Genomic DNA, 19,978 nt, shown 5'->3' with positions numbered 1-19,978 from the left:
GATGACCACCGCCCCGACGCCCTCCCGGATCGCACTCGTCACCGGCGCGGGCGCCGGCATCGGACGTGCCACCACGCTGGCGCTGCTCCGCGCAGGCTACGGGGTCGTGCTGGCGGGTCGACGGTCAGACGCCCTGGCGGGCACCATCGCGCAGGCCGGGGAACTCGGGGCGCAGGCCCTGGCCGTGCCGACCGACATCAGCGACCCCGATGCCGTGGCCGCGCTGTTCGCGGCGTTGGACGCGCGCTTCGGCCGCCTCGACCTGCTCTTCAACAATGCGGGCTGCGGCGCGCCGGCCGTGCCGCTCGACGAACTGAGCTTCGCGCAGTGGAAGCAGGTGGTGGACGTGAACCTCACCGGCGCATTCCTGTGCACGCAGCATGCCTTCCGGATCATGAAGCGCCAGTCACCGCGCGGCGGCCGGATCATCAACAACGGCTCCATCTCGGCTCACGCACCCCGGCCGAACACCGCCCCGTACACCGCCACCAAGCATGCGATCACGGGGCTGACCCGGTCCACTTCGCTCGACGGCCGCGCCCATGACATCGCCTGCGGCCAGATCGACATCGGCAACGCGGCCACCGAGATGACCGAGCGCATGGCCGCGGGCATTCTCCAGGCCAACGGGCAGGTCGCCATCGAGCCGCGCATGGACGTCCGCCACGTCGCCGACGCGGTCGTGCAGATGGCCGCGTTGCCGCTGGAAGCCAACGTGCAGTTCATGACCATCATGGCCACCAAGATGCCCTACATCGGCCGCGGCTGAGGCAGCCCGTCGGCGGCTGAAACGAAAAAGGCCCGCAAGCTCATGGCTGCGGGCCTTGTCGCTGATGGCCCCGGGGTTCCGGGCCACACTGACTCAGGTGCCGATGCGGCCGCCGTCGTCCTTGGTGATGGCGATGGTGGCCGAGCGCGGGCGCGAGGTCATGTTGCCCGCCACCGCCTGGTAGCCGGCATTGCCCGGCCAGCGGCTCTTGTACTTCGTCGGGTCCATCACATCGGCCACCGCAGCCAGGCTCTCGCCCGGATGCTGGATGTTGGCGAACAGCGTCTTGCCGTCGGGCGTTTCCGTGCAGCCGGTGAGTTCGCAGTCGACCGGACCGACCAGGAAGCGCTTCAGCGTATCGGCCACCGGCTTCTTGCCGACGTAGGTGTCGATCGTGACCACGCTCTTGTCGGCCTTCTCGTACGAGAGTTGTGCCTTGGCACCATCGCCGACCTTGCCCGGCACGCCCACCAGCATCATGCAGTTGGTGATGTCGGTGTAGGAGCCGTCGTCGGTCTGGATCCAGCACAGGCCGGTGTTCTGGCTGAACCAGAGGCCGTCGGGGCTGGAGAAGTCCTGGTCGGCCGTCAGTGCCGAGACGTTGATGTTGGTCGTCGCAGCACCGGATTCGGCGCCGAAGAGATAGACGTCCCAGCTGAAGGTCAGCGCCGCGGCGTCGCCGCCGGCTTCGGCCATGCGGATGATGTGGCCGTTGACGTTGCCGGTGGCGGACGGCGTGGTGCTCGTGCCCTGGAAATCAGCATAGGCACGCGGGTTGGCGGCGTCCAGACCCAGCTGCGAGCCCGTCGGCTCGACGCGGCGGTTGCTGTTGTTGGTCAGCGTGTAGTAGATCTCCCCGGTGGTGGGGTGCACGGCACACCACTCCGGACGGTCCATCTTGGTCGCGCCAACAGCGTCGGCAGCCAGGCGGGCGTTGACGATCACGTCGGCCTGATCGGCGAACGCATAGCCGGGGTAGGCCGCGATCTGCGGGTTGCCGATCGCGAGCTCGATCCACTGGCCCTTGCCATCGGCGCCGAACTTGGCCACGTAGAGCTTGCCTTCGTCGAGGTAGCTGTCGCCGGTGGTGATGCGGTTGACGGGGTTGGCGTCCGCTGCGTTCCAGGCCTTGTTCGAGACGAACTTGTAGATGTACTCGCCGCGCGAATCGTCACCCATGTACACGGCCAGCGGCTTGCCGGCGACGGCCTTGCCGAAGGCGGCGCTCTCGTGGGCGAAGCGGCCGAGGGCGGTGCGCTTGCGAATGGCGACCTTGGCATCGTACGGGTCCATCTCGACGATGTAGCCGAAGCCGTTCAGCTCGTTGCGGTAGTCATCGGTGCCGTCGGTGCTGGTGCCGACCTTGCCGATGAAGAAGCGGGCGTACTGGTCTTCCGTGCCGGCGGTTTCCCAGCCGTGGCGGCTGGCCGCCGTCTGGGTCACGCCGTAGCGCTTCAGCGAGGCCACGCTCTTGTCACCGCGCAGGGCGTCGTCGGTCGTGTGGGTGGCCGAGGCGCGGGTGAAATAGCCGGCCCAGTTCTCCTCGCCCGTAAGGAAGGTGCCCCACGGCGTGTAGCCGGTGCCGCAGTTGTTGATGGTGCCGCGCGTCTTGGTGCCGTCGACCGAGTACTTCGTCTTGAGCAGGGCGTTGCCTCGGGCCGGACCGTTGATCTGGATCTCGGTGTGCGGCGTGACGCGGCGGTTGAAGGCGCTGTCCTGGACGTAGGCCCAGCGGTTGTTGGTCTTGCGGACTTCCACGACCGACAGGCCGTGCACCGCGATTTCCTTGTCGGCCTCGCCCTTCGGACGCGGGTTGACCGTGCCGCCGTCGACGTGCAGGTAGTACGAACGCACGTCACGGCCGCTGGTGGCCTCGTGGTTCATGGCCAGCAAGCCGCGCTCGGAGCTGGCGGCGTCGCGGCCGGTGCCGGTGGCGTTCAGGCCGAAGTACTCCATGCCGTCATGGTGGTCGCCGGCGCGCTTGTCCATGTCGGTGTCGGAGCCGTCGTTCTTGTAGGCCGGGACACCCGCGAAGATCGGGTCGCCCAGCGCATAGATCGGGGTGGCGGTGTAGCCGACGGGCACGGTGACCTGGTCGGCCGTGCCCTTGGCGACGGCGGCGAAGGCGAGGCTCGTGATGGGGCCGGTCGGCGCCGCCACAGGCGCCGCGTCGTCGTCGCTGCCCCCGCAGGCGCTCAAGCTCCAGCCGCCGAGCACTGCCGTGGCCGCGCTGCCGACACCGCCGCGCAGGACGCTGCGCCGGCTCAGGCGTGCATCCAGCACCGACATGAAGTCGGTGTTGCCGGAGGAATTGAGGTCGACCTCGTCGCGGTCGCTGGGGGAGAGAACTTCGTTGCTCACTGTGGGGCTCTTCTGGTTGTGAAGGGATTCGAATTCCGACGAGCTTAGGAACCCGCAGTGAATCGCCCGTGACATTTGCATGTCAGATCCGTGACGGTGACCGCGCCCTTCACATCCGGACACCTCCGGACGCAGCGGCGCGATGGACAATGGCGCGCCGTCCCCATCCCCTCAGCCTTCCATGAAGACCGCACTGCTTTCCCTCGTGCTGCTGCCCCTCTTGCCGGGCTGTGCCGTCGTCTCGGTCGCCGGTGCGGCTGCGGGCGCAGCCATTTCCGTCACGGGCGCCGTCGTCACCACCAGCGTGAAGGTGACGGGCAAGGCGATCGAACTCGCCATCCCGGACGACGACGACGACGAGGACGACTGACAGCAGGGGCCGGCGGTCCGATCGACCGGCCGCCGGCCTCCTCCAGCCCCTCCCTGCTCCCCTCGCCCGGCACGGCCTGCCGCCCGCTCGTGCGGACAGCCAGGCCCGAGTCGTCAGACCCCGACGATCTTCCCGTCGGTCCGGCGCACGACCACCGTCGACGACCGTGCCGGCAGCGTGTTGCCCTGAACGTTCGACGGCCAGGTCTTGCCCGGGTGCTGGATGTTCACGAAGAAGGTCTTCATGTCCGGCGTGTAGGCGATGCCGGTGATCTCGCAGCCGTCCGGTCCCACCAGGAATCGCTTGGACTGCTTGGTGGCGGCGTCGACGTGGTACATCGCGTTGTTGCCGAAGGTGTTGGTGATGCCCGTGCCCGTGTCGGCGTCGGTCTGCACCCAGAGGCGGCCGAGCGGGTCGACGCGCAGGCCGTCGGGACTCGAGAAGGTGTCGCCCTGGATGTCGCCCTTGGCCACCGCATCGGGGAAGCGCGCATCGCCGCCCAGCATGAAAATCTCCCACTTGAAGCTGGTCGCGCCCGGGGCGTTGCCGTTCTCCGTCCACTGGATGATGTGGCCGTGCGGGTTGCCCGCACGCGGGTTGGCGGCGTCGGCGACCTTGCGGCCGCTGTTCTTCGTCATCGTGATGTAGATCTTCTTGTCCGGGCCGACCGTCACCCACTCGGGGCGGTCCATCTGCGTCGCGCCAGCGACGCGCGCGGCCGCCTTGGTGTTGATCAGCACGTCGGCCTGCGTCACGAAGTTGACGATGGTCGGCACCGGCGGCGTGGCCGACTGCGGCACGAGGCCCGGGTCGGTCGCGCCGACCGTCAGGTTGTTGGTGCCCTGCACGAGAGCGATCCACTGGCCCGTGCCATCGGCGTTGAACTTGGCGGCGTAGAGGGTGCCGTTGTCGAGGATGGTGCCGTTGGCCGTGCGGTCGGTCAGGTTCACCTTGGCGCTCGGCACGAACTTGTAGATGCAGCCCGGCGTGCCGTCGTCACCCATGTAGAGGGCCATGTTGCCCTGCTCGTCCATGAGGTAAGCGGTGTTCTCGTGGTCGAAGCGGCCGAGGGCGGTGCGCTTCACCGGCAGGTTGGTCAGCTTGTTCTGCGGGTCGATCTCGACGACCCAGCCGTAGCCTTCAACCGGCTGCGTCGGGTCGAGGTAGTTGTCGGTGGTTTCCTCGCAGGTGAGGTAGGTGCCCCACGGGGTGGTGCCGCTCGAGCAGTTGTTCAGCGTGCCCACGACGGTGGCGCCCACGGTGGCCGCGGCCGGGCCGCTGACATTGAAGACGGTGTTGCCGGTGTAGCGCTTGTTGAAGGCGGAGTCCTTCTTGACTTCCCACTTGCCGTTCTTCAGTTCGATCTCGATGACCGACACGCCGACGGCGGACAGGGCGATCTTCTTCTGCTCGGGCGTGGCCGTGGCGGCGTCGAAGCGCTCGGCCATCAGGATGGCGGCATCGGGCGACTCGTGGTTGATCGCCAGCAGGCCGCCCGTGTTCGGGTCGACACCCGGAATCTCGTAGAAGTGCATGCCGTCATGTCCGCCGCCGGCGAACTTCTCCGTGTCGGCCGAGCCGAGGAAGGCGCCGGTGAAGGGCGTGGCCCCCGGCACGACGGCATCGCCTGCGCTGAACAGCACTTCGGCGGTGTAGCCCTTGGGCACGACCACGCCGTCGCCGGTCACGGCGGCGACGGACGGGAAGCTGGCGGGCGCCGTGTCAGCCGGCACGGGGAGCGTCGCCGCATCGTCGTCGCCGCCGCAGGCCGAGAGGGCCGCACCGCCGAACACGGCGGCCAGCGTGGCGCCGAAGCTGCCGCGCAGCAGCGTGCGGCGCTGGACCTTGGCGTCACGCAGGACGTCCTCGAACATCTGGCCAGGCACTTGCTCGACTTCGGTCAGGCCCAGGGCACGGGCGGAGTCGGCGCGGAAACGGTCGGTGAGGTAGGACATGGTGCTTTCGACAACAAGGAAAGCCGACATGCTAGGAAGCCCCGATGACCGCAGAATGACCCTTGCGTGACGCGACTGTCACGCAAGGCATCGCGTGCCAGGACGGTCAGTCCACCGGCGTGAGCTTGGCCACGCTCAAGGCCAGCCACTTCATCCCGTGGCGCCCGAAGTTCACCTGGGCGCGGGCATCCTCGCCCTGCCCTTCGAGGGTGACGATCACCCCTTCACCGAACTTGTTGTGGAACACCGTCTGGCCCGAGCGCAAACCGTGGCTGCTCGTGGTCTTCGGCCCCGACGATGCGACGGCGCGCGGCTCCACCTTGCCGGCACCCACGATGCCGCTCAAGCCCGACCCCTTCGACCAGGCCGACTGGTACTCCCGCGCGAAGCCCGAACCGAAGCCCTGGTTGCGCGGCGTGAGCCAGCGCAGTGCAGCCTCGGGCAGTTCGTCGAAGAAGCGGCTCTTGACGTTGTAGCGCGTCTGGCCGTGCAGCATGCGGGTCTGGCTGAAGCTCAGGTAGAGCCGCTTGCGCGCACGGGTGATGGCCACGTACATCAGGCGCCGCTCCTCCTCCAGGCCGTCGAGGTCGGAGGCGCTGTTCTCGTGGGGGAACAAGCCCTCTTCCAGGCCCGTGATGAAGACGGCATCGAACTCGAGCCCCTTGGCCGCATGCACGGTCATCAGCTGGATGGCATCCTGGCCCGCCTGCGCCTGGTTGTCGCCCGCTTCAAGCGAGGCATGGGTCAGGAAGGCCGCCAGCGGCGACATGATCTCGCCCGTCTCGGCGTCGGGCGCGAGGTCGACCGCGGCCACCGCGACCGGGCTGCCTTCGCTCAGGGCACCCGCGTGCTCGTCGACCGGCAGGGCCACGGCATCCTTGCCGAACCCCTCCTGGGTGACGAAGGCCTCGGCGGCATTCACCAGCTCCTCCAGGTTCTCGAGACGGTCCTTGCCTTCCTTGTCGGTCTGGTAGAAGGTGATGAGGCCGGACTCGTGCAGCATGTGCTCGATGATCTCGCGCAACGTGAGGCCGCGCGTGGCCTCGCGCATGCGGTCGACCAGCGCCACGAAGGCCTGCAGGTTGCCGCCGCTCTTGCCGGCCACCGCACCCACGCTCTGGTACAGGCTGCGGCCACTCGTGCGGGCGGCGTCCTGCAACTGCTCGATGCTGCGCGCGCCGATGCCGCGGGTGGGAAAGTTCACCACGCGCAGGAAGCTGGTGTCGTCGTTCGGGTTCTCGATCAGGCGCAGGTAGCTGAGGGCGTGCTTCACCTCGGCGCGCTCGAAGAAGCGCAGGCCGCCATACACCTTGTAGGGCACGCCGGCGTTGAAGAGCGCGCTCTCCATCACGCGGCTCTGGGCGTTGCTGCGGTAGAGCAGCGCGATGTCGCTGCGCGCCATGCCGTCGCGGTGCAGTTGGCGCGCTTCCTCGACGAACCACTGCGCCTCGGCGAAGTCGCTCGTCGCCTCGAAGACCCGCACCGGCTCACCCGGCCCGGCCTCGGTGCTGAGGTTCTTGCCCAGGCGCCGCGAGTTGTGGGCGATGAGCTCGTTGGCCGCATCGAGGATGTTGCCGAAGGAGCGGTAGTTGCGCTCGAGCTTGATGACCTGCTGCACCTTGAACTCGCGCTCGAAGTCGGCCATGTTGCCGACCTGCGCGCCACGGAAAGCGTAGATGCTCTGGTCGTCGTCGCCGACGGCGAAGACCGCGGCCTCGCGCCCCGCGAACATCTTGAGCCAGGCGTACTGCAGCCGGTTGGTGTCCTGGAATTCGTCGACCAGGATGTGGCGGAAGCGGCGCTGGTAGTGCTCGCGCAGCGAGCCGTTGTCGCGCATGAGCTCGTAGGTGCGCAGCATGAGCTCGGCGAAGTCGACCACGCCCTCGCGCTGGCACTGGTCTTCGTAGGCCTGGTAGATCTGCACCAGCACGCGGGTCTGTTCGTCGCGCTGGTCGATGTCCTTCGGCCGCAGGCCCTCTTCCTTGCTGCCGGCGATGAACCAGGTGACCTGCTTGGGCACGAAGCGCTCTTCGTCGAGGTTCATCGCCTTGATGATGCGCTTGACGGCCGACAGCTGGTCGGCGGTGTCCAGGATCTGGAAGCCTTGCGGCAGGGCAGCCAGCTTCCAGTGCGCGCGCAGGAATCGGTTGCACAGGCCGTGGAAGGTGCCGATCCACATGCCGCGTACCGGGATGGGCAGCATCGCGCCCAGCCGCGTGAGCATTTCCTTGGCCGCCTTGTTGGTGAAGGTGACGGCCATCACGCCACCGGGCGAGAGTTGGCCCGTCTGGATGAGCCACGCGATGCGGGTGGTGAGCACGCGCGTCTTGCCCGATCCGGCGCCTGCGAGGATGAGTGCCGGCCTCGCCGGAAGCGTCACGGCGGCCAGCTGCTCGGGGTTGAGGTTCTGCAGCAGCGAGGACGCGGGCGGGTTGGGCTGGCCGGCAAATTGGTCAGCCTCGGAGGGGAAGGACGGGTGCATCCCCTGCATTCTATTGAGGCGCGGCGGTGGCGACCCGGTTGCGGGCAAGGCTTCCGGAGCGGCGTAGAATGCGACACCGGGCCCAAATTTTTGGTGCCCGGTTTTTTCATTCCGGCAGCCTGCCGGAAGAACCGGGTTTCCAGGTCAAGCGCTCAGTCTCAGGAGCGAACAGATGGAAATCTTCGACTACGACAACGTGCTGCTGCTGCCCCGCAAGTGCCGGGTGGAAAGCCGGTCCGAATGCGATGCCTCCGCCGAGCTCGGCGGCAGGCGCTTCAAGCTGCCGGTGGTGCCGGCCAACATGAAGACGGTGGTGGACGAACCCATCACTGAATGGCTGGCCGCCAACGGCTACTTCTACGTGATGCACCGCTTCGACCTCGACACCGTGGCCTACGCCACGCGGATGCGGTCCAAGGGGCACTATGTCTCGATCAGCTCGGGCGTGAAGGCCGAGGACTACGCCATCATCGACCGCCTGGCCGAGAGCGGCGTGGGCGCCGACTACATCACCATCGACATCGCGCACGGCCACGCCGACAGCGTGCGCAAGATGATCGAGCACATCAAGTCCAAGCTGCCCGAGTCCTTCGTGATCGCCGGCAACGTGGGCACGCCCGAGGCCGTGATCGACCTGGAAACCTGGGGCGCCGACGCCACCAAGGTGGGCATCGGGCCGGGCAAGGTGTGCATCACGCGCCTCAAGACCGGCTTCGGCACCGGCGGGTGGCAGTTGAGTGCGCTCAAGTGGTGTGCCCGCGTGGCCACCAAGCCCATCATTGCCGACGGCGGCATCCGCGACCACGGCGACATCGCCAAGAGCGTGCGCTTCGGCGCCGCCATGGTGATGATCGGCTCCCTGTTCGCGGGTCACGAGGAGTCCCCCGGCCGCACGGTGGAGGTCGACGGCAAGCTCTTCAAGGAGTACTACGGCTCGGCCAGCGACTTCAACAAGGGCGAGTACAAGCACGTCGAAGGCAAGCGCATCCTGGAGCCCATCAAGGGTCGCCTGGAGGACACCCTGCGCGAGATGCGCGAGGACGTGCAGAGCTCCATCAGCTACTCCGGCGGCACCCGCCTCGCCGACATCCGCAAGGTCAACTACGTCATCCTCGGCGGCGACAACGCGGGCGAGCACCTGCTGATGTGAAGGTGCAGGGCCGCTTCGCCGAAGCGGCCCGCCAGGCGTCGGGCTATCGCGATGGGGTCCAAACCGATGGGGTCAGGTCCGCCATATTGCATGGCGGGCGGGCTTCAGTGTGTGGGACAGCATCCGGCTTCCACACGGTCCTGTTCCGCGACGGCTCCTGCGAATTGGCAGACCTGACCCTGCGTGAATTTGATGCCGTGGGCCGCCGCGTCCGCCAGATCGTCACTGAAGGCGAACGGCGGAATCGAAGTACCAGGTGCGGCGGATTTCCACGACGTCGAACTCGCGCGACAGCGCGGGTGGGAACGGGGGGTAGGGTCGGTGGCTTTCGATGAGTCGGCGGATGGCCTCGTCGGTCTCGGGCACGCCGCTCGAGACAACGAAGTTGACGGATTCGATGGAGCCGTCGCTTCGCACGGACACGGTCACCATCGGGTTGGTGCGGATGCGGGCACCCAATTCACGCACGGCTTCGACAGTCGTGTTGAACTGGATCTTCCGGGCCCAGGCCTCGGCGTATTCGACGAGCTGCGCGTTGGGGTTGGTGCGGCCCCACAGGCGCACGCGGCGGGCGGTGCTCAATGACAGGGGCAGCGTGTTTTCCGGTTGGGTGGCGGCGGCATCGCGCTGTGCGGCTTCCGCATCGAGCTGGCGGCCGATGGCGCGCAGGCGGGCTTCCCGGGCTTCCTCGCGGACCTTGTCGGCGGCAGCCGGCGATGGCGAGGCCTGCGCCGCACCGGGGACGGTGTTGGCCGATGCCGATGGCGATCCCGCCGCCGTTGTGGATCCTGGTGCTGGTGCTGTCTGCGCCGATGTCGGTGCCGGTGCCGAGGCCGGTGATGGCGACCGGGTAGCGGCAGCGGCCGCACGAGCGGCTGCCTGTTCCCGGCCTTCCTGCTCCGCCGCGGCGAGGCGCGCGGCCTGTTCCAGGCGCTCGGCGGCGCGAGCGGCTTCCAGCCGCTCGGCCTCGCGCCGTGCCGCCTCCAGCCGTTCGGCCTGCTGGCGCTCAGCCTCGCGGGCGGCCTGCAGCCTTTCCGCTTCACGCCGCGCAGCCTCCAGCCGTGCAGCCTCCTGCCGCTCGGCATCCTCGCGTGCCGCCTGCTGCCGTCTCGCCTCCGCCTGGGCGGCGGCCGCGCGCTCCGCTTCCTGCCGGGCCGTTTCCAGGCGGGCCGCTTCCTGTCGAGCTGCTTCCTGGCGCGCAAGCTCGTCGCGTCGTGCCTGCGCCTGCTCGGCGGCACGTCGCTCGGACGCCTGGCGAGCCTGCTCGACCCGCTCGGCCTCGAGCCGCGCCGCCTCCTGTCGAAGACGCTCCTGCCGCTGGGCCTCGGTCCGCTGAGCCTCGACCTCCTGGGCGGCGACGCGCTCGGCCTGCAGTCGCTCGGCTTGCAGGCGCTCGGTTTGCAGTCGTTCCGCTTGCAGGCGCTCTGCCTGCAGTCGTTCGGCTTCCCGTTGCTCGCCGGCGCGCTGCTCGGCCTCGCGGCGGAGGCGCTCCTGCCGCTCGGCCTCCACTCGGGCGGCGGCGAGCTGCTCGGCCTGCAGCCGCTCGGCTTGGAGGCGGGCGACATCACGGCGAGCGGCCTCCTCGCTGAGACGAGCCTGCCGCTGGGTTTCCATCCGGGCGGCGGCCTGTCGCTCGAGCTCCTGTCGCTCGGCCGCCTGCCGCGCGCTTTCTCGACGGGCAGCCTCCAGGCGTTCGGCCTCCGCCCGGGCCGCTTCGGCGTCGGCGCGCGCCACGTCCTCGCGGATGCGTTCGCGGCGTTCCGCTTCCCTCTGCGCAGCAGCACGTTCCTCCGCCTCGCGTCGCGCGGTTTCCTGCCGCTCGCTTTCCAGACGCGCCGCCTCGGCACGCGCCGAGGCCTCGCGCTGTCGTTCCGTTTCCTGGGCCACGCGTTGTGCGGCGGCCCGCTGTTCGGCCTCCTGACGTTCGGCCTGCAGCCGCTCGGCCTGGCGCCGCGCCTCCTCTAGGCGCTCGGCCTCCTGCCGGGATCGCTCCTCCGCTTGTGCCTGGGCTTCGGCCACCCGCCGCTCGACCTCCAGGCGCTCGGCTTCGTCCCTGGCGGCTTGCTGACGATCCGCCTCGGCCCGGGCGGCGGCAAGCCGCTGTGCCTCTGCCTCGACGGCGCTGCCGTCCCCCGGCAAGGGGACGGGATTCACCGGACTGGACGCAGCGGGCGCGACTGCCACGATCGACATCGGCGCGAGCGGCGCCGCCCGGGCGACCGAGGTATCGGCCGGGGCCGCCGCAATGGCAGGCGGCGTCGGCGACAGTGCGACGTCAGCCGGAGGAGGAGGAGGAGCAGGAAGTGGCGGCGGATCCTGCGAACGTGTTGGCGGAGGCAACGGCAACGGTGCAGGTTCAGTGACGGGCTCCGGGACAGGCGGAGACGCCGGCGCGCGATCCGGTGCCCGGTCGGGCGGAGACACGCGCTCGCTTTGCGGCATGGCGTTGGCGTCAGTCGCGGTCGCCCGCGTGGAGACCGGCGCCGGGTCCTGCTCGGCGACGGGCGCCGGCGCCGCCGCGGGCGCGCGGGCGAACAGCCGACCGGGAGACTGCACAGGCACAGGCACAGGCACAGGCCCAGGCGCCGGCACGGGCGCCGTCGCCCCCGGCGAATCCTCCGGCTCGGCCATGGCCAGCGCCGGCACGACGGCCGGTCCGGCCGCCGGCGGCGCGAGCGTGACGGTCAGGTCCGGCACCGCGCCACGTCGGTCCTGCCAGGGCATCACCAGGCCGGGCGCCCCGAGCCCGTCACCGCCCGACAGCAGGTTCAGCAACGCCGCATGCACCACCAGCGAGACGAGCAGCGCCAGCAGCTCGCGCCGCCGTTGAGCCCGTTCTTCTGGGGGGCGGGTACTCAATGCCACGCCCGTCCGTCAGTCGGCCCACATGCCGGAGCGCTGGCCCGGTTCGATGACGCGGGTCGCGTTCGCACGCTGCAGCAGGCTGGCCGTCCCCGCCGTGCCGCCCGCGGTGGCCGGGCAGGAGCCGGTCTGCAGGTAGCCGATCGCGGCGGCCGTCAGCTTCTCGGCCGGGTCGCCGAGCTCACGGTTGAAGTCGTCGGTGACCGGGCAGGTGAGCGGCAGCCCGTCGTAGTAGCGCCCTTGCCCGTTGGCGTTCAGGCTCTCGAAGTTGACGATGCTGTAGACGTTGTCGCACCAGTCCTGCGGCGTGAAGCCGACGGGCTTGCCGCAGCTCGTGCCACCGATGGTCACCACGTCGGCGTAGGGCTTGAGGCCGTTGACGACCATCTCGCTGGCCGAGCAGGTGCGCGAGCCGGTCAGGACCACCACCCGGGGAAAGGCCGGGCCGGGCCGGTTCTGCAGCCAGTAGTTGCTGTTGAGCGATTGACGGCGCGGGTTGAAGACCAGCTGGGTGAACAGCTTGCCCGCGTGCGTCGCGCCGGTCACCAGGGAGCCGAGCTGGGCCGCCGTGGAGACCCGGCCGCCACCGTTGTAGCGCAGGTCCAGAATGAGTTCGGTCGCGCCGGCCTGGCGGATCTGCGCGATGGACTCGGCCAGCGGTGTTTCGGCCTGGACGATGAAGTCCTTCAAGGACACGTACCCGGCCTTGCTGCCATTGGCCAGCGTGAAGACGGAGGTGGCCGTGACCGGCACCAGCGCATACGTGGCGGACGTCAAGGGCACCTTGCGGGCCACGCCACCGCTTTCCACCTCAAGGGTCAGCACGTCGTTCTCGCGCGAGGGCGACAACACGCTGAAGTCCTTGGATGCGACGAGCTGCGCGGCCGGCGTGCCGTTGGCGGCCACGACCGTGTCGCCGCGTCGCAGGCCGGCGGCGGCCGCCGGGCTGCCCGGGTCGACATAGCGGATCTTCAGCGGCAGCGTGGCTTCCACGCCGTTCACCGAGACGCCGTAGCCCACGGTGCGCCCCTCGACGAAGAACTGGTCGAAGGAGGCGCGGGTGTCGATGTAGCTGAAGCGGTCGGCCGGCTCGTCGGCATCGCCCTTGAAGCGCAGGGCATCGAGGTATGCGTCGACATCGGCGTAATCGTCCGGCGCGGCGACCGGCGAGCGGCCCGCCCAGAAATAGTTCTCGCTCATGTAGGCCTGAAGCCAGCGCTTGTCGTCGGTCGCGCTGCAGACAAAGGACCTGTCGTAGGGATCGTTGCTGCCGCCGCCACAGCTGGCCAGCAGCACCAGGGCGGCACAGGCCGCCGTTCGTAGCAGAAATCTCATGCCGGAATCCTCCAGAGGCCCGCCACGATAGCAGGCCGGGAGCGCCACCTACAATTCGTCCTTTCTCCGTTTCACCCGCCGACCCCACGCCCGGGGACGCGACCACCATGACCGAACTCGCCAAATCGTTTGAGCCCGCCGCCATCGAAGCCCGCTGGGCCCCGCTGTGGGAGCAGAGCGGCCTGTACGAACCCACGCTGGACCCGGCCAAGCCGTCGTTCTCCATCCAGCTGCCGCCGCCCAACGTCACCGGCACGCTGCACATGGGCCATGCGTTCAACCAGACGATCATGGACTCCCTCACGCGCTACCACCGCATGAAGGGTGACAACACGCTGTGGGTGCCGGGCACCGATCACGCGGGCATCGCGACGCAGATCGTGGTGGAGCGCCAGCTGCAGGAGCAGGGCCAGGATCGCCATGCCCTCGGCCGCAAGAACTTCGTCTCGCGCGTGTGGGAGTGGAAGGAACAAAGCGGCACCACCATCACCCGCCAGATGCGCCGCATGGGCGCGTCGGTCTCGTGGCAGCACGAGTACTTCACGATGGACCCGAAGATGTCGGCCGTCGTCACCGAGACCTTCGTCAAGCTCTTCGACGAAGGCCTCATCTACCGCGGCAAGCGCCTGGTCAACTGGGACCCGGTGCTGCGCTCGGCCGTGTCCGACCTGGAAGTGTCGAGCGAAGAGGAAGACGGCTCGCTCTGGCACATCCGCTATCCCCTGTCGGACGGCAGCGGTGACTTGGTGGTGGCCACCACGCGACCGGAGACCATGCTCGGCGACGTGGCCGTGATGGTGCACCCCGAGGACGAGCGCTACACCGCCCTGATCGGCCGTGAAGTCACCCTGCCCCTCGTCGGCCGCCGCATCCCGGTGATTGCCGACGACTACGTCGACCGCGAGTTCGGCACCGGCGTCGTGAAGGTCACCCCGGCGCACGACACCAACGACTACGCCGTCGGCCAGCGCCACGGCCTGCCGCTCATCGGCGTGCTCCACCTCGACGCCACGCTGAACGACAACGCGCCCGAGGCCTACCGTGGCCTGGACCGCTTCGTCGCCCGCAAGAAGATCGTCGCCGACCTGGAGGCCCAGGGCTTCCTGGTGGAGGTGAAGAAGCACAAGCTGATGGTGCCGCGTTGCGAGCGCACGGGCCAGGTGATCGAGCCGATGCTCACCGACCAGTGGTTCGTCGCCATGACGAAGCCGGGCGCCAACGGCAAGAGCATCGCCCAGGGCGCCATCGACGTCGTGCAGAGCGGCGAGGTCAAGTTCTTCCCCGAGCAGTGGGTCAACACCTACAACCAGTGGATGAACAACATCACCGACTGGTGCATCTCGCGCCAGCTCTGGTGGGGTCACCAGATCCCGGCCTGGTACGGCACGGGCGGTGAACTGTTCGTCGCCCGCGACGAGTCCGAGGCGCGCGCCAAGGCCACGGCGGCCGGCTACACCGGCGAGTTGCGCCGCGACGAGGACGTGCTCGACACCTGGTACTCCTCGGCCCTGGTGCCCTTCTCGTCGCTCGGCTGGCCCGAGAAGACGCGCGAGCTCGACCTCTTCCTGCCGTCGTCGGTGCTGGTGACCGGCTTCGACATCATCTTCTTCTGGGTCGCCCGGATGATCATGATGACCCGCCACTTCACCGGCCAGGTGCCGTTCCGCCACGTCTACATCCACGGCCTCGTGCGTGACAGCCAGGGCAAGAAGATGAGCAAGTCGGACGGCAACGTGCTGGACCCGGTCGACCTGATCGACGGCATCGCGCTGGGCCCCCTGCTCGACAAGCGGGTCGTCGGCCTGCGCCGCCCCGAGACGGCGCCGCGCGTGCGCAAGGAAACGGAGAAGGAGTTCCCGGAGGGCATTCCCGGCTTCGGCGCCGACGCGCTGCGCTTCACCTTCGCCTCGCTCGCCAGCCTCGGGCGCAACATCAACTTCGACAGCAAGCGCTGCGAGGGCTACCGCAACTTCTGCAACAAGCTCTGGAACGCCACCAAGTTCGTGCTGATGAACTGCGAGGGGCACGACTGCGGCACCGACGAATCGCTGCCACTCGAGCTGTCGCCGGCCGACCGCTGGATCCGCGGCGAGCTGCAGCGGGTGGAAGCCGCGGTGGCCAAGGGCTTCGCGGAGTACCGCCTGGACAACGTGGCCAACGCGCTCTACCAGTTCGTCTGGGACGAGTACTGCGACTGGTACATCGAGATCGCCAAGGTGCAGATCCAGACCGGTGGCAAGGCCGCCCAGCGCGCCACCCGCCGCACCTTGATCCGCGTGCTGGAGACCGTGCTGCGCCTGCTGCACCCGATCACGCCGTTCATCACCTCCGAGCTGTGGGAGAGCGTCGCCCCGATCGCCGGCATCAAGGCCGTTGGCGCCCCGGACAGCCTGGTCGTTGCGCGCTACCCCGAGGCAGATCCCTCGCGCATCGATGCCCAGGCCGATGCCTGGGTGGCCAAGCTGAAGGCGCTGGTCGGCGCGTGCCGCAACCTGCGCGGCGAGATGCAGCTTTCCCCTGCCCTGAGGGTGCCGCTCAACACCTTCGGCGACAGCGAGTTCCTCACCACCGCGGCGCCGGTGCTGAAGGCGCTCGCCAAGCTGTCGGAGGTGAACGTGGTCGCCGACGAAGCGGCCTTCATCGCCGCCACCAGTCTGTCACCGGTGACCAACGTGGGCGAAGCCCGCCTCGCGCTGCATGTGGAGATCGACGTGGCAGCCGAGCAGGCGCGCATCGCCAAGGAAGTGGCCCGGCTCGAAGGCGAGGTGGCGAAGGCCACGGCCAAGCTGTCGAACGAGAGCTTCGTGGCCCGTGCGCCCGCGTCGGTGGTGGATCAGGAAAAGGCGCGAATCGCCGACTTCAGCGCGACGCTGGTTCGGCTGCGAGATCAAGCGGCTCGCCTGGCACGGTCGGCCTGAACTCGGCGGCCCCGGAAGGGGTCGTCATGAGCAGCTCGTCGATGCGCCGGGCCACGGCCCAGGCGCTGCGCAGGCGGGATTCCCGCGTGGTGCTGCCCAGGCGCGGGGTGACCTGGAGGTTGCCGATGCCGTGCAGCGCATGCCCTTCGTCGAGGGCACCCGGTTCCAGGCTGTCGAGCCAGGCAGCCGCCATGCGCCCGCTGCGCAGCACGTCGGCCAAGGCCTGCTCGTCGAAGACGCCCGAATGGGACACGCTGACCATCACCTGGTTCGGCTTGCAATACGGCAGCAGGCGCTCGCCGATGAGGCCGTGGTAGCGGCTGAAGTAGTTGAGCTGGATGGCCAAGGCGTCGGAGGTCTCGATGAGCTCGCGCAGCGGCATGGGCGCCACCTTCCACCGGTTCCAGACGCCGTCGCTCGCATGCAGGGACGGTTCGTAACCCACCACGCGGCAACCGAAGCCTGACAGCATGGCCGCCATGGCACGGGCGGCCGGCGGCATGCCGATGAGGCCGACGGTGCACGCGCCCAGTTCGCGCCCGACCAACATGCCGTCCGCGCCCGCGATGGGCACGCGCCTCAGCATCGACAGCAGCGCGCCGATCATGAATTCCGCCTCGGCCTGGGCTGTGGCAGTGGCACTGCGCACCACTTCCACCCCGGCCCGCAGGCACGCCTCGGCATCGATGTTCTCGGCGCCGGCGTTGATGCGGCCCACCGCCCGCATCATGGGTGCGTACTGCAGGGTCCGGGCGCTGAACGCCACCGACGCGGGCAGGATCAGCGCGCGCACGTTGTACAGCGCCTGGCGGAACTCGCGCGGATCGTCGGCCAGTTCGGGTGCGACCCGGACCGAATGCCGGGATTCCAGCCAGTGGATGACCTCTTGGTCCAGGGCGTCGACGATCAGCAGGTCCATGGGTACTTCGGGCACTTCGGCGAACGGTTGTCGGCTGCAGGCGCCACCGGGGTCCGGGCGCCTGCGTGAGTATTCAGCATCGCGTTGAGCCTGCGCGGTCGAGGGGACATGCCAGGCCGACACGCCGTGACACAATCTTTTCGCACATCACCACCCGCAGTTGCTCGCACCATGTCAGCAGTCACCAAGGCGATTTTTCCCGTGGCCGGTCTCGGGACCCGTTTCCTTCCGGCCACCAAGGCGCAGCCCAAGGAGATGCTGCCGGTCGTCGACAAGCCGCTGATCCAGTACGCGGTGGAGGAGGCCTACGCCGCCGGCGTGAGGGAGATGATCTTCGTCACCGGCCGGCACAAGCGCCCCATCGAAGACCACTTTGACATGACTTTCGAGCTGGAGGTAGCCCTCGAACAGGCGGGTAAGCAGGAATTGCTCGACGTGGTGCGCAGCGTGAAGCCGGACGACATGCAGTGCATCTACGTGCGCCAGCCCCAGGCGCTCGGCCTCGGCCATGCCGTGCTGTGCGCCCAGCGCCTGGTCGGCAACGAGCCGTTCGCCGTGCTGCTGGCCGACGACCTGATGGTGGGGGAAACCCCCGTCATGCAGCAGATGGTGGCCCAGTACGACGAATGGCGCGTCTCCATCCTCGCCGTGCAGGAGGTGCCGGAGGCGCACACCCGCCGCTACGGCATCGTGGCGGGACAGCCGGTAAATGATCGCCTGCTCGACGTGCAGCGCATCGTCGAGAAGCCGGAGCCCGCAGACGCCCCCTCCCGGCTCGCCGTGGCCGGCCGCTACATCCTCACGCCCGGCGTCTTCCGCGAGATTGCCGCCCAGCCACGCGGCGTGGGCGGCGAGATCCAGCTGACCGACGGCATTGCCGGCCTCTTGCGCCGCGAGAAGGTGTTCGCCTATCGCTACGAGGGCAAACGGTACGACTGCGGCAGCAAGGAAGGCTTCCTGCAGGCCAACGTGGAGCTGGCGCTGCGGCACCCCGACCTCGGGCCGGGCTTCAGGGAGTACCTGCGCGGGCTGGAGATCTGATCGGGCCGGCGCATTCGGCTTGTCGGGTCAGCGGCGCCGCAGGTAGTGGATGAACTCCGGCGGCTCGCCGCCAGCGGCCACCTGCTCGACCAACTCGTTGCCGGTCTGGCGGGCGAAGGCCTGGAAGTCGCGGTTGGAGCCCGGGTCGGTCGCCACGACCTTCAGCACCTCGCCGCTGTGCATGTCGGCCAGGGCCTTCTTGGCCTTGAGGATGGGCAGCGGGCAGTTCATGCCGCGCGTGTCGATTTCCTTGTTGATGTTCACGGCGTCGTCCTCTCAGTCGGCCACGGCATCGGTGGGCCGCTTGCCCGTCGGCCAGTCCATCCACTGCGGCTCGATGCCGCGGGTGCGCAGCCAGTCGGCCACGGCCTGGCCGGTGCCGGCCGGCCAGCACTTCACCTCGGCGGGCGGCACGAGCTTGTAGTCGACCAGTTCGGGCGAGAGCTTGATCTCGCCGCGCGCGACAACGTGGTACGCGATGATCACCTGGTTCATGCGCTGGAAGTCGTAGACGCCGATCAGGTGGGCCGACTCCGCCACGAGCGACGTTTCCTCCAGCACCTCGCGGGTGATGCCCTCCTGGGGCGTTTCGCCCGCCTCCATGAAGCCCGTGATCAGGCCGAAGAACTTCTGCGGCCAAGCGGCGTTGCGGGCCAGCAGCAGCCGGCCTTCGTGCTCCGGCAGTTCCACCACCGCCGCGAGCACCGGCGTCGGGTTGTTCCAGTGCGTCCACCCGCAGGACGGGCAACGCGTGCGCTCCTTGGCGCCACCGTCTTCCATCTCGGTCAGGCGCTGCAGGGCGGTCGCGCAGTTGGGGCAGTAGTTGAAGGCGTGGGCCATGGTCGGGGAGCCTTTCAGGCGGGGAAGACGCCGGTGGACAGATAGCGGTCGCCGCGGTCGCAGACGACGAAGACGATGGTGGCGTTCTCCACATGGCGTGCCACCTCGAGGGCGGCCCAGCAGGCGCCGGCCGCCGAGATGCCGGCGAACAAGCCCTCCTCGCGGGCCAGGCGACGCGCCATCTCCTCGGCGTCGTCCTGGCTCACCTCGATCGTCTGGTCGACGTGGCTGGCGTCGTAGATCTTCGGCATGTAAGCCTCGGGCCACTTGCGGATGCCGGGAATGCGCGAACCTTCGCTGGGCTGCGCGCCGACGATGCGCACGGCGGGGTTGCGCTCCTTCAGGAAGCGCGAGGTCCCGGTGATGGTGCCGGTGGTGCCCATGGCGCTCACGAAGTGGGTGATGCGGCCTTCGGTGTCATCCCAGATCTCCGGGCCGGTGCTCTCGTAGTGCGCCCGCGGGTTGTCGGCGTTGGCGAACTGGTCGAGCACCCGGCCCTTGCCGTCGCGCTGCATCTGCTCGGCCAGGTCGCGTGCGTATTCCATGCCGCCGCTGCGGGGGGTCAGCAGCAGTTCGGCGCCGAAGGCCTTCATGGTCTGGGCCCGCTCGATGCTGAGGTCCTCCGGCATGATGAGCAGCATGCGGTAGCCGCGGATGGCCGCCGCCATGGCCAGGGCAATGCCGGTGTTGCCCGACGTGGCCTCGATGAGGGTGTCGCCCGGGCGGATGTCGCCGCGCTCCTCGGCCCGCCGGATCATGCTGATGGCCGCACGGTCCTTCACCGAGCCGGCCGGGTTGTTGCCCTCGAGCTTGCCGAGGATGATGTTGCCCCGGCGCTCGTTCGCTTCGCCAGGCACTCGCGTGAGCCGCACCAAGGGCGTGTGGCCGATCGCGTCTTCGAGGGTCTTGTAGGTCTTCATTCGCGCTCCTGCGGAGATTGTCGCAGGCCTCGGACCGGCCCGCCGGGCTGCGGGCT

The 19,978-nt window shown here is 68.9% G+C and carries 14 protein-coding genes; 5 read left to right on the top strand and 9 right to left on the bottom strand.

The genetic code is table 11. From position 1 onward, the window contains the following. Position 1: 1 nt before the first annotated feature. Positions 2 to 769, top strand: coding sequence for an SDR family oxidoreductase (locus ACSQ2F_RS02690; RefSeq protein WP_436019504.1), 768 nt, complete (start codon positions 2 to 4; stop codon positions 767 to 769). A gap of 93 nt (positions 770 to 862) precedes the next feature. On the opposite strand, the gene ACSQ2F_RS02685 is transcribed toward ACSQ2F_RS02690, so the two are convergent. Then, positions 863 to 3,058, bottom strand: a complete 2,196-nt coding sequence (locus ACSQ2F_RS02685; protein WP_436026713.1) for a PhoX family protein — start codon at positions 3,056 to 3,058, stop codon at positions 863 to 865. Positions 3,059 to 3,311: 253 nt separating this feature from the next. On the opposite strand from ACSQ2F_RS02685, the gene ACSQ2F_RS02680 reads away from it, so the two are divergent. Beyond that, the gene (locus ACSQ2F_RS02680) at positions 3,312 to 3,500 is read left to right on the top strand and encodes a hypothetical protein (RefSeq protein WP_436019502.1); all 189 of its coding nucleotides are present in this window, start codon (positions 3,312 to 3,314) and stop codon (positions 3,498 to 3,500) included. Between the two features lie 113 nt (positions 3,501 to 3,613). Here the strand turns inward: ACSQ2F_RS02680 and ACSQ2F_RS02675 are convergent, their stop codons facing one another. Both ACSQ2F_RS02675 and ACSQ2F_RS02670 read right to left on the bottom strand, forming a co-directional pair. Further along, complete coding sequence (locus ACSQ2F_RS02675) at positions 3,614 to 5,455, bottom strand: PhoX family protein (protein WP_436019500.1); 1,842 nt, start codon at positions 5,453 to 5,455, stop codon at positions 3,614 to 3,616. A 106-nt stretch (positions 5,456 to 5,561) separates the two neighbouring features. Further along, entirely contained in the window at positions 5,562 to 7,937 is a 2,376-nt protein-coding gene (locus ACSQ2F_RS02670) for a UvrD-helicase domain-containing protein (RefSeq protein ID WP_436019498.1), read from the bottom strand. A gap of 172 nt (positions 7,938 to 8,109) precedes the next feature. Here ACSQ2F_RS02670 and ACSQ2F_RS02665 point away from each other — a divergent pair, with 172 nt between their 5' ends. Further along, positions 8,110 to 9,087 carry a GMP reductase gene (locus ACSQ2F_RS02665; protein ID WP_436019496.1) on the top strand — a complete coding sequence of 326 codons (978 nt, stop codon included), beginning with the start codon at positions 8,110 to 8,112 and terminating at the stop codon, positions 9,085 to 9,087. Between the two features lie 222 nt (positions 9,088 to 9,309). On the opposite strand, the gene ACSQ2F_RS02660 is transcribed toward ACSQ2F_RS02665, so the two are convergent. Next, positions 9,310 to 11,946, bottom strand: coding sequence for a TonB C-terminal domain-containing protein (locus ACSQ2F_RS02660; protein WP_436019494.1), 2,637 nt, complete (start codon positions 11,944 to 11,946; stop codon positions 9,310 to 9,312). 15 nt (positions 11,947 to 11,961) lie between these two features. After that, a complete protein-coding gene (locus ACSQ2F_RS02655) occupies positions 11,962 to 13,284 on the bottom strand; it encodes a S41 family peptidase (protein ID WP_436019492.1) in 1,323 nt (440 codons plus the stop codon). Between the two features lie 107 nt (positions 13,285 to 13,391). Between ACSQ2F_RS02655 and ACSQ2F_RS02650 the strand changes: the two genes are divergently transcribed. Continuing rightward, on the top strand, positions 13,392 to 16,202 hold the full coding sequence (locus ACSQ2F_RS02650) for a valine--tRNA ligase (protein ID WP_436019490.1): 2,811 nt from the start codon (positions 13,392 to 13,394) through the stop codon (positions 16,200 to 16,202). Here the strand turns inward: ACSQ2F_RS02650 and ACSQ2F_RS02645 are convergent. Continuing rightward, entirely contained in the window at positions 16,144 to 17,121 is a 978-nt protein-coding gene (locus ACSQ2F_RS02645; protein ID WP_436019488.1) for an NAD(P)-dependent oxidoreductase, read from the bottom strand. The genes ACSQ2F_RS02650 and ACSQ2F_RS02645 overlap by 59 nt on opposite strands. Before the next feature lie 171 nt (positions 17,122 to 17,292). Between ACSQ2F_RS02645 and galU the strand changes: the two genes are divergently transcribed. After that, entirely contained in the window at positions 17,293 to 18,162 is an 870-nt protein-coding gene (galU, locus tag ACSQ2F_RS02640; protein ID WP_436019486.1) for a UTP--glucose-1-phosphate uridylyltransferase GalU, read from the top strand. Positions 18,163 to 18,189: 27 nt separating this feature from the next. On the opposite strand, the gene ACSQ2F_RS02635 is transcribed toward galU, so the two are convergent. Genes ACSQ2F_RS02635 through cysM form a run of 3 tightly spaced genes read right to left on the bottom strand, consistent with a single transcriptional unit; the run spans position 18,190 to position 19,922 of the window. Beyond that, entirely contained in the window at positions 18,190 to 18,426 is a 237-nt protein-coding gene (locus tag ACSQ2F_RS02635; RefSeq protein ID WP_436019484.1) for a sulfurtransferase TusA family protein, read from the bottom strand. 12 nt (positions 18,427 to 18,438) lie between these two features. Continuing rightward, entirely contained in the window at positions 18,439 to 19,002 is a 564-nt protein-coding gene (locus tag ACSQ2F_RS02630; RefSeq protein WP_436019482.1) for an NUDIX domain-containing protein, read from the bottom strand. Between the two features lie 14 nt (positions 19,003 to 19,016). Next, the gene (gene cysM / locus ACSQ2F_RS02625; protein WP_436019480.1) at positions 19,017 to 19,922 is read right to left on the bottom strand and encodes a cysteine synthase CysM; all 906 of its coding nucleotides are present in this window, start codon (positions 19,920 to 19,922) and stop codon (positions 19,017 to 19,019) included. Between the last annotated feature and the right edge of the window lie 56 nt (positions 19,923 to 19,978).

The sequence above is a fragment of the Rhizobacter sp. LjRoot28 genome (assembly GCF_964253025.1).
Classification (GTDB): Bacteria; Pseudomonadota; Gammaproteobacteria; order Burkholderiales; family Burkholderiaceae_C; genus Rhizobacter.
The sequence above is the reverse complement of the archived record's forward strand: the minus strand, read 5'-3'. Positions and strand labels throughout refer to the sequence as shown.

Coding starts and splice junctions, on each gene's coding strand:
- ACSQ2F_RS02690 (WP_436019504.1), top strand. CDS start 2: ATGACCACCGCCCCGACGCCCTCCCGGATCGCACTCGTCACCGGCGCG.
- ACSQ2F_RS02685 (WP_436026713.1), bottom strand. CDS start 3,058: ATGTCGGTGCTGGATGCACGCCTGAGCCGGCGCAGCGTCCTGCGCGGC.
- ACSQ2F_RS02680 (WP_436019502.1), top strand. CDS start 3,312: ATGAAGACCGCACTGCTTTCCCTCGTGCTGCTGCCCCTCTTGCCGGGC.
- ACSQ2F_RS02675 (WP_436019500.1), bottom strand. CDS start 5,455: ATGTCCTACCTCACCGACCGTTTCCGCGCCGACTCCGCCCGTGCCCTG.
- ACSQ2F_RS02670 (WP_436019498.1), bottom strand. CDS start 7,937: ATGCACCCGTCCTTCCCCTCCGAGGCTGACCAATTTGCCGGCCAGCCC.
- ACSQ2F_RS02665 (WP_436019496.1), top strand. CDS start 8,110: ATGGAAATCTTCGACTACGACAACGTGCTGCTGCTGCCCCGCAAGTGC.
- ACSQ2F_RS02655 (WP_436019492.1), bottom strand. CDS start 13,284: ATGAGATTTCTGCTACGAACGGCGGCCTGTGCCGCCCTGGTGCTGCTG.
- ACSQ2F_RS02650 (WP_436019490.1), top strand. CDS start 13,392: ATGACCGAACTCGCCAAATCGTTTGAGCCCGCCGCCATCGAAGCCCGC.
- ACSQ2F_RS02645 (WP_436019488.1), bottom strand. CDS start 17,121: ATGGACCTGCTGATCGTCGACGCCCTGGACCAAGAGGTCATCCACTGG.
- galU (WP_436019486.1), top strand. CDS start 17,293: ATGTCAGCAGTCACCAAGGCGATTTTTCCCGTGGCCGGTCTCGGGACC.
- ACSQ2F_RS02630 (WP_436019482.1), bottom strand. CDS start 19,002: ATGGCCCACGCCTTCAACTACTGCCCCAACTGCGCGACCGCCCTGCAG.
- cysM (WP_436019480.1), bottom strand. CDS start 19,922: ATGAAGACCTACAAGACCCTCGAAGACGCGATCGGCCACACGCCCTTG.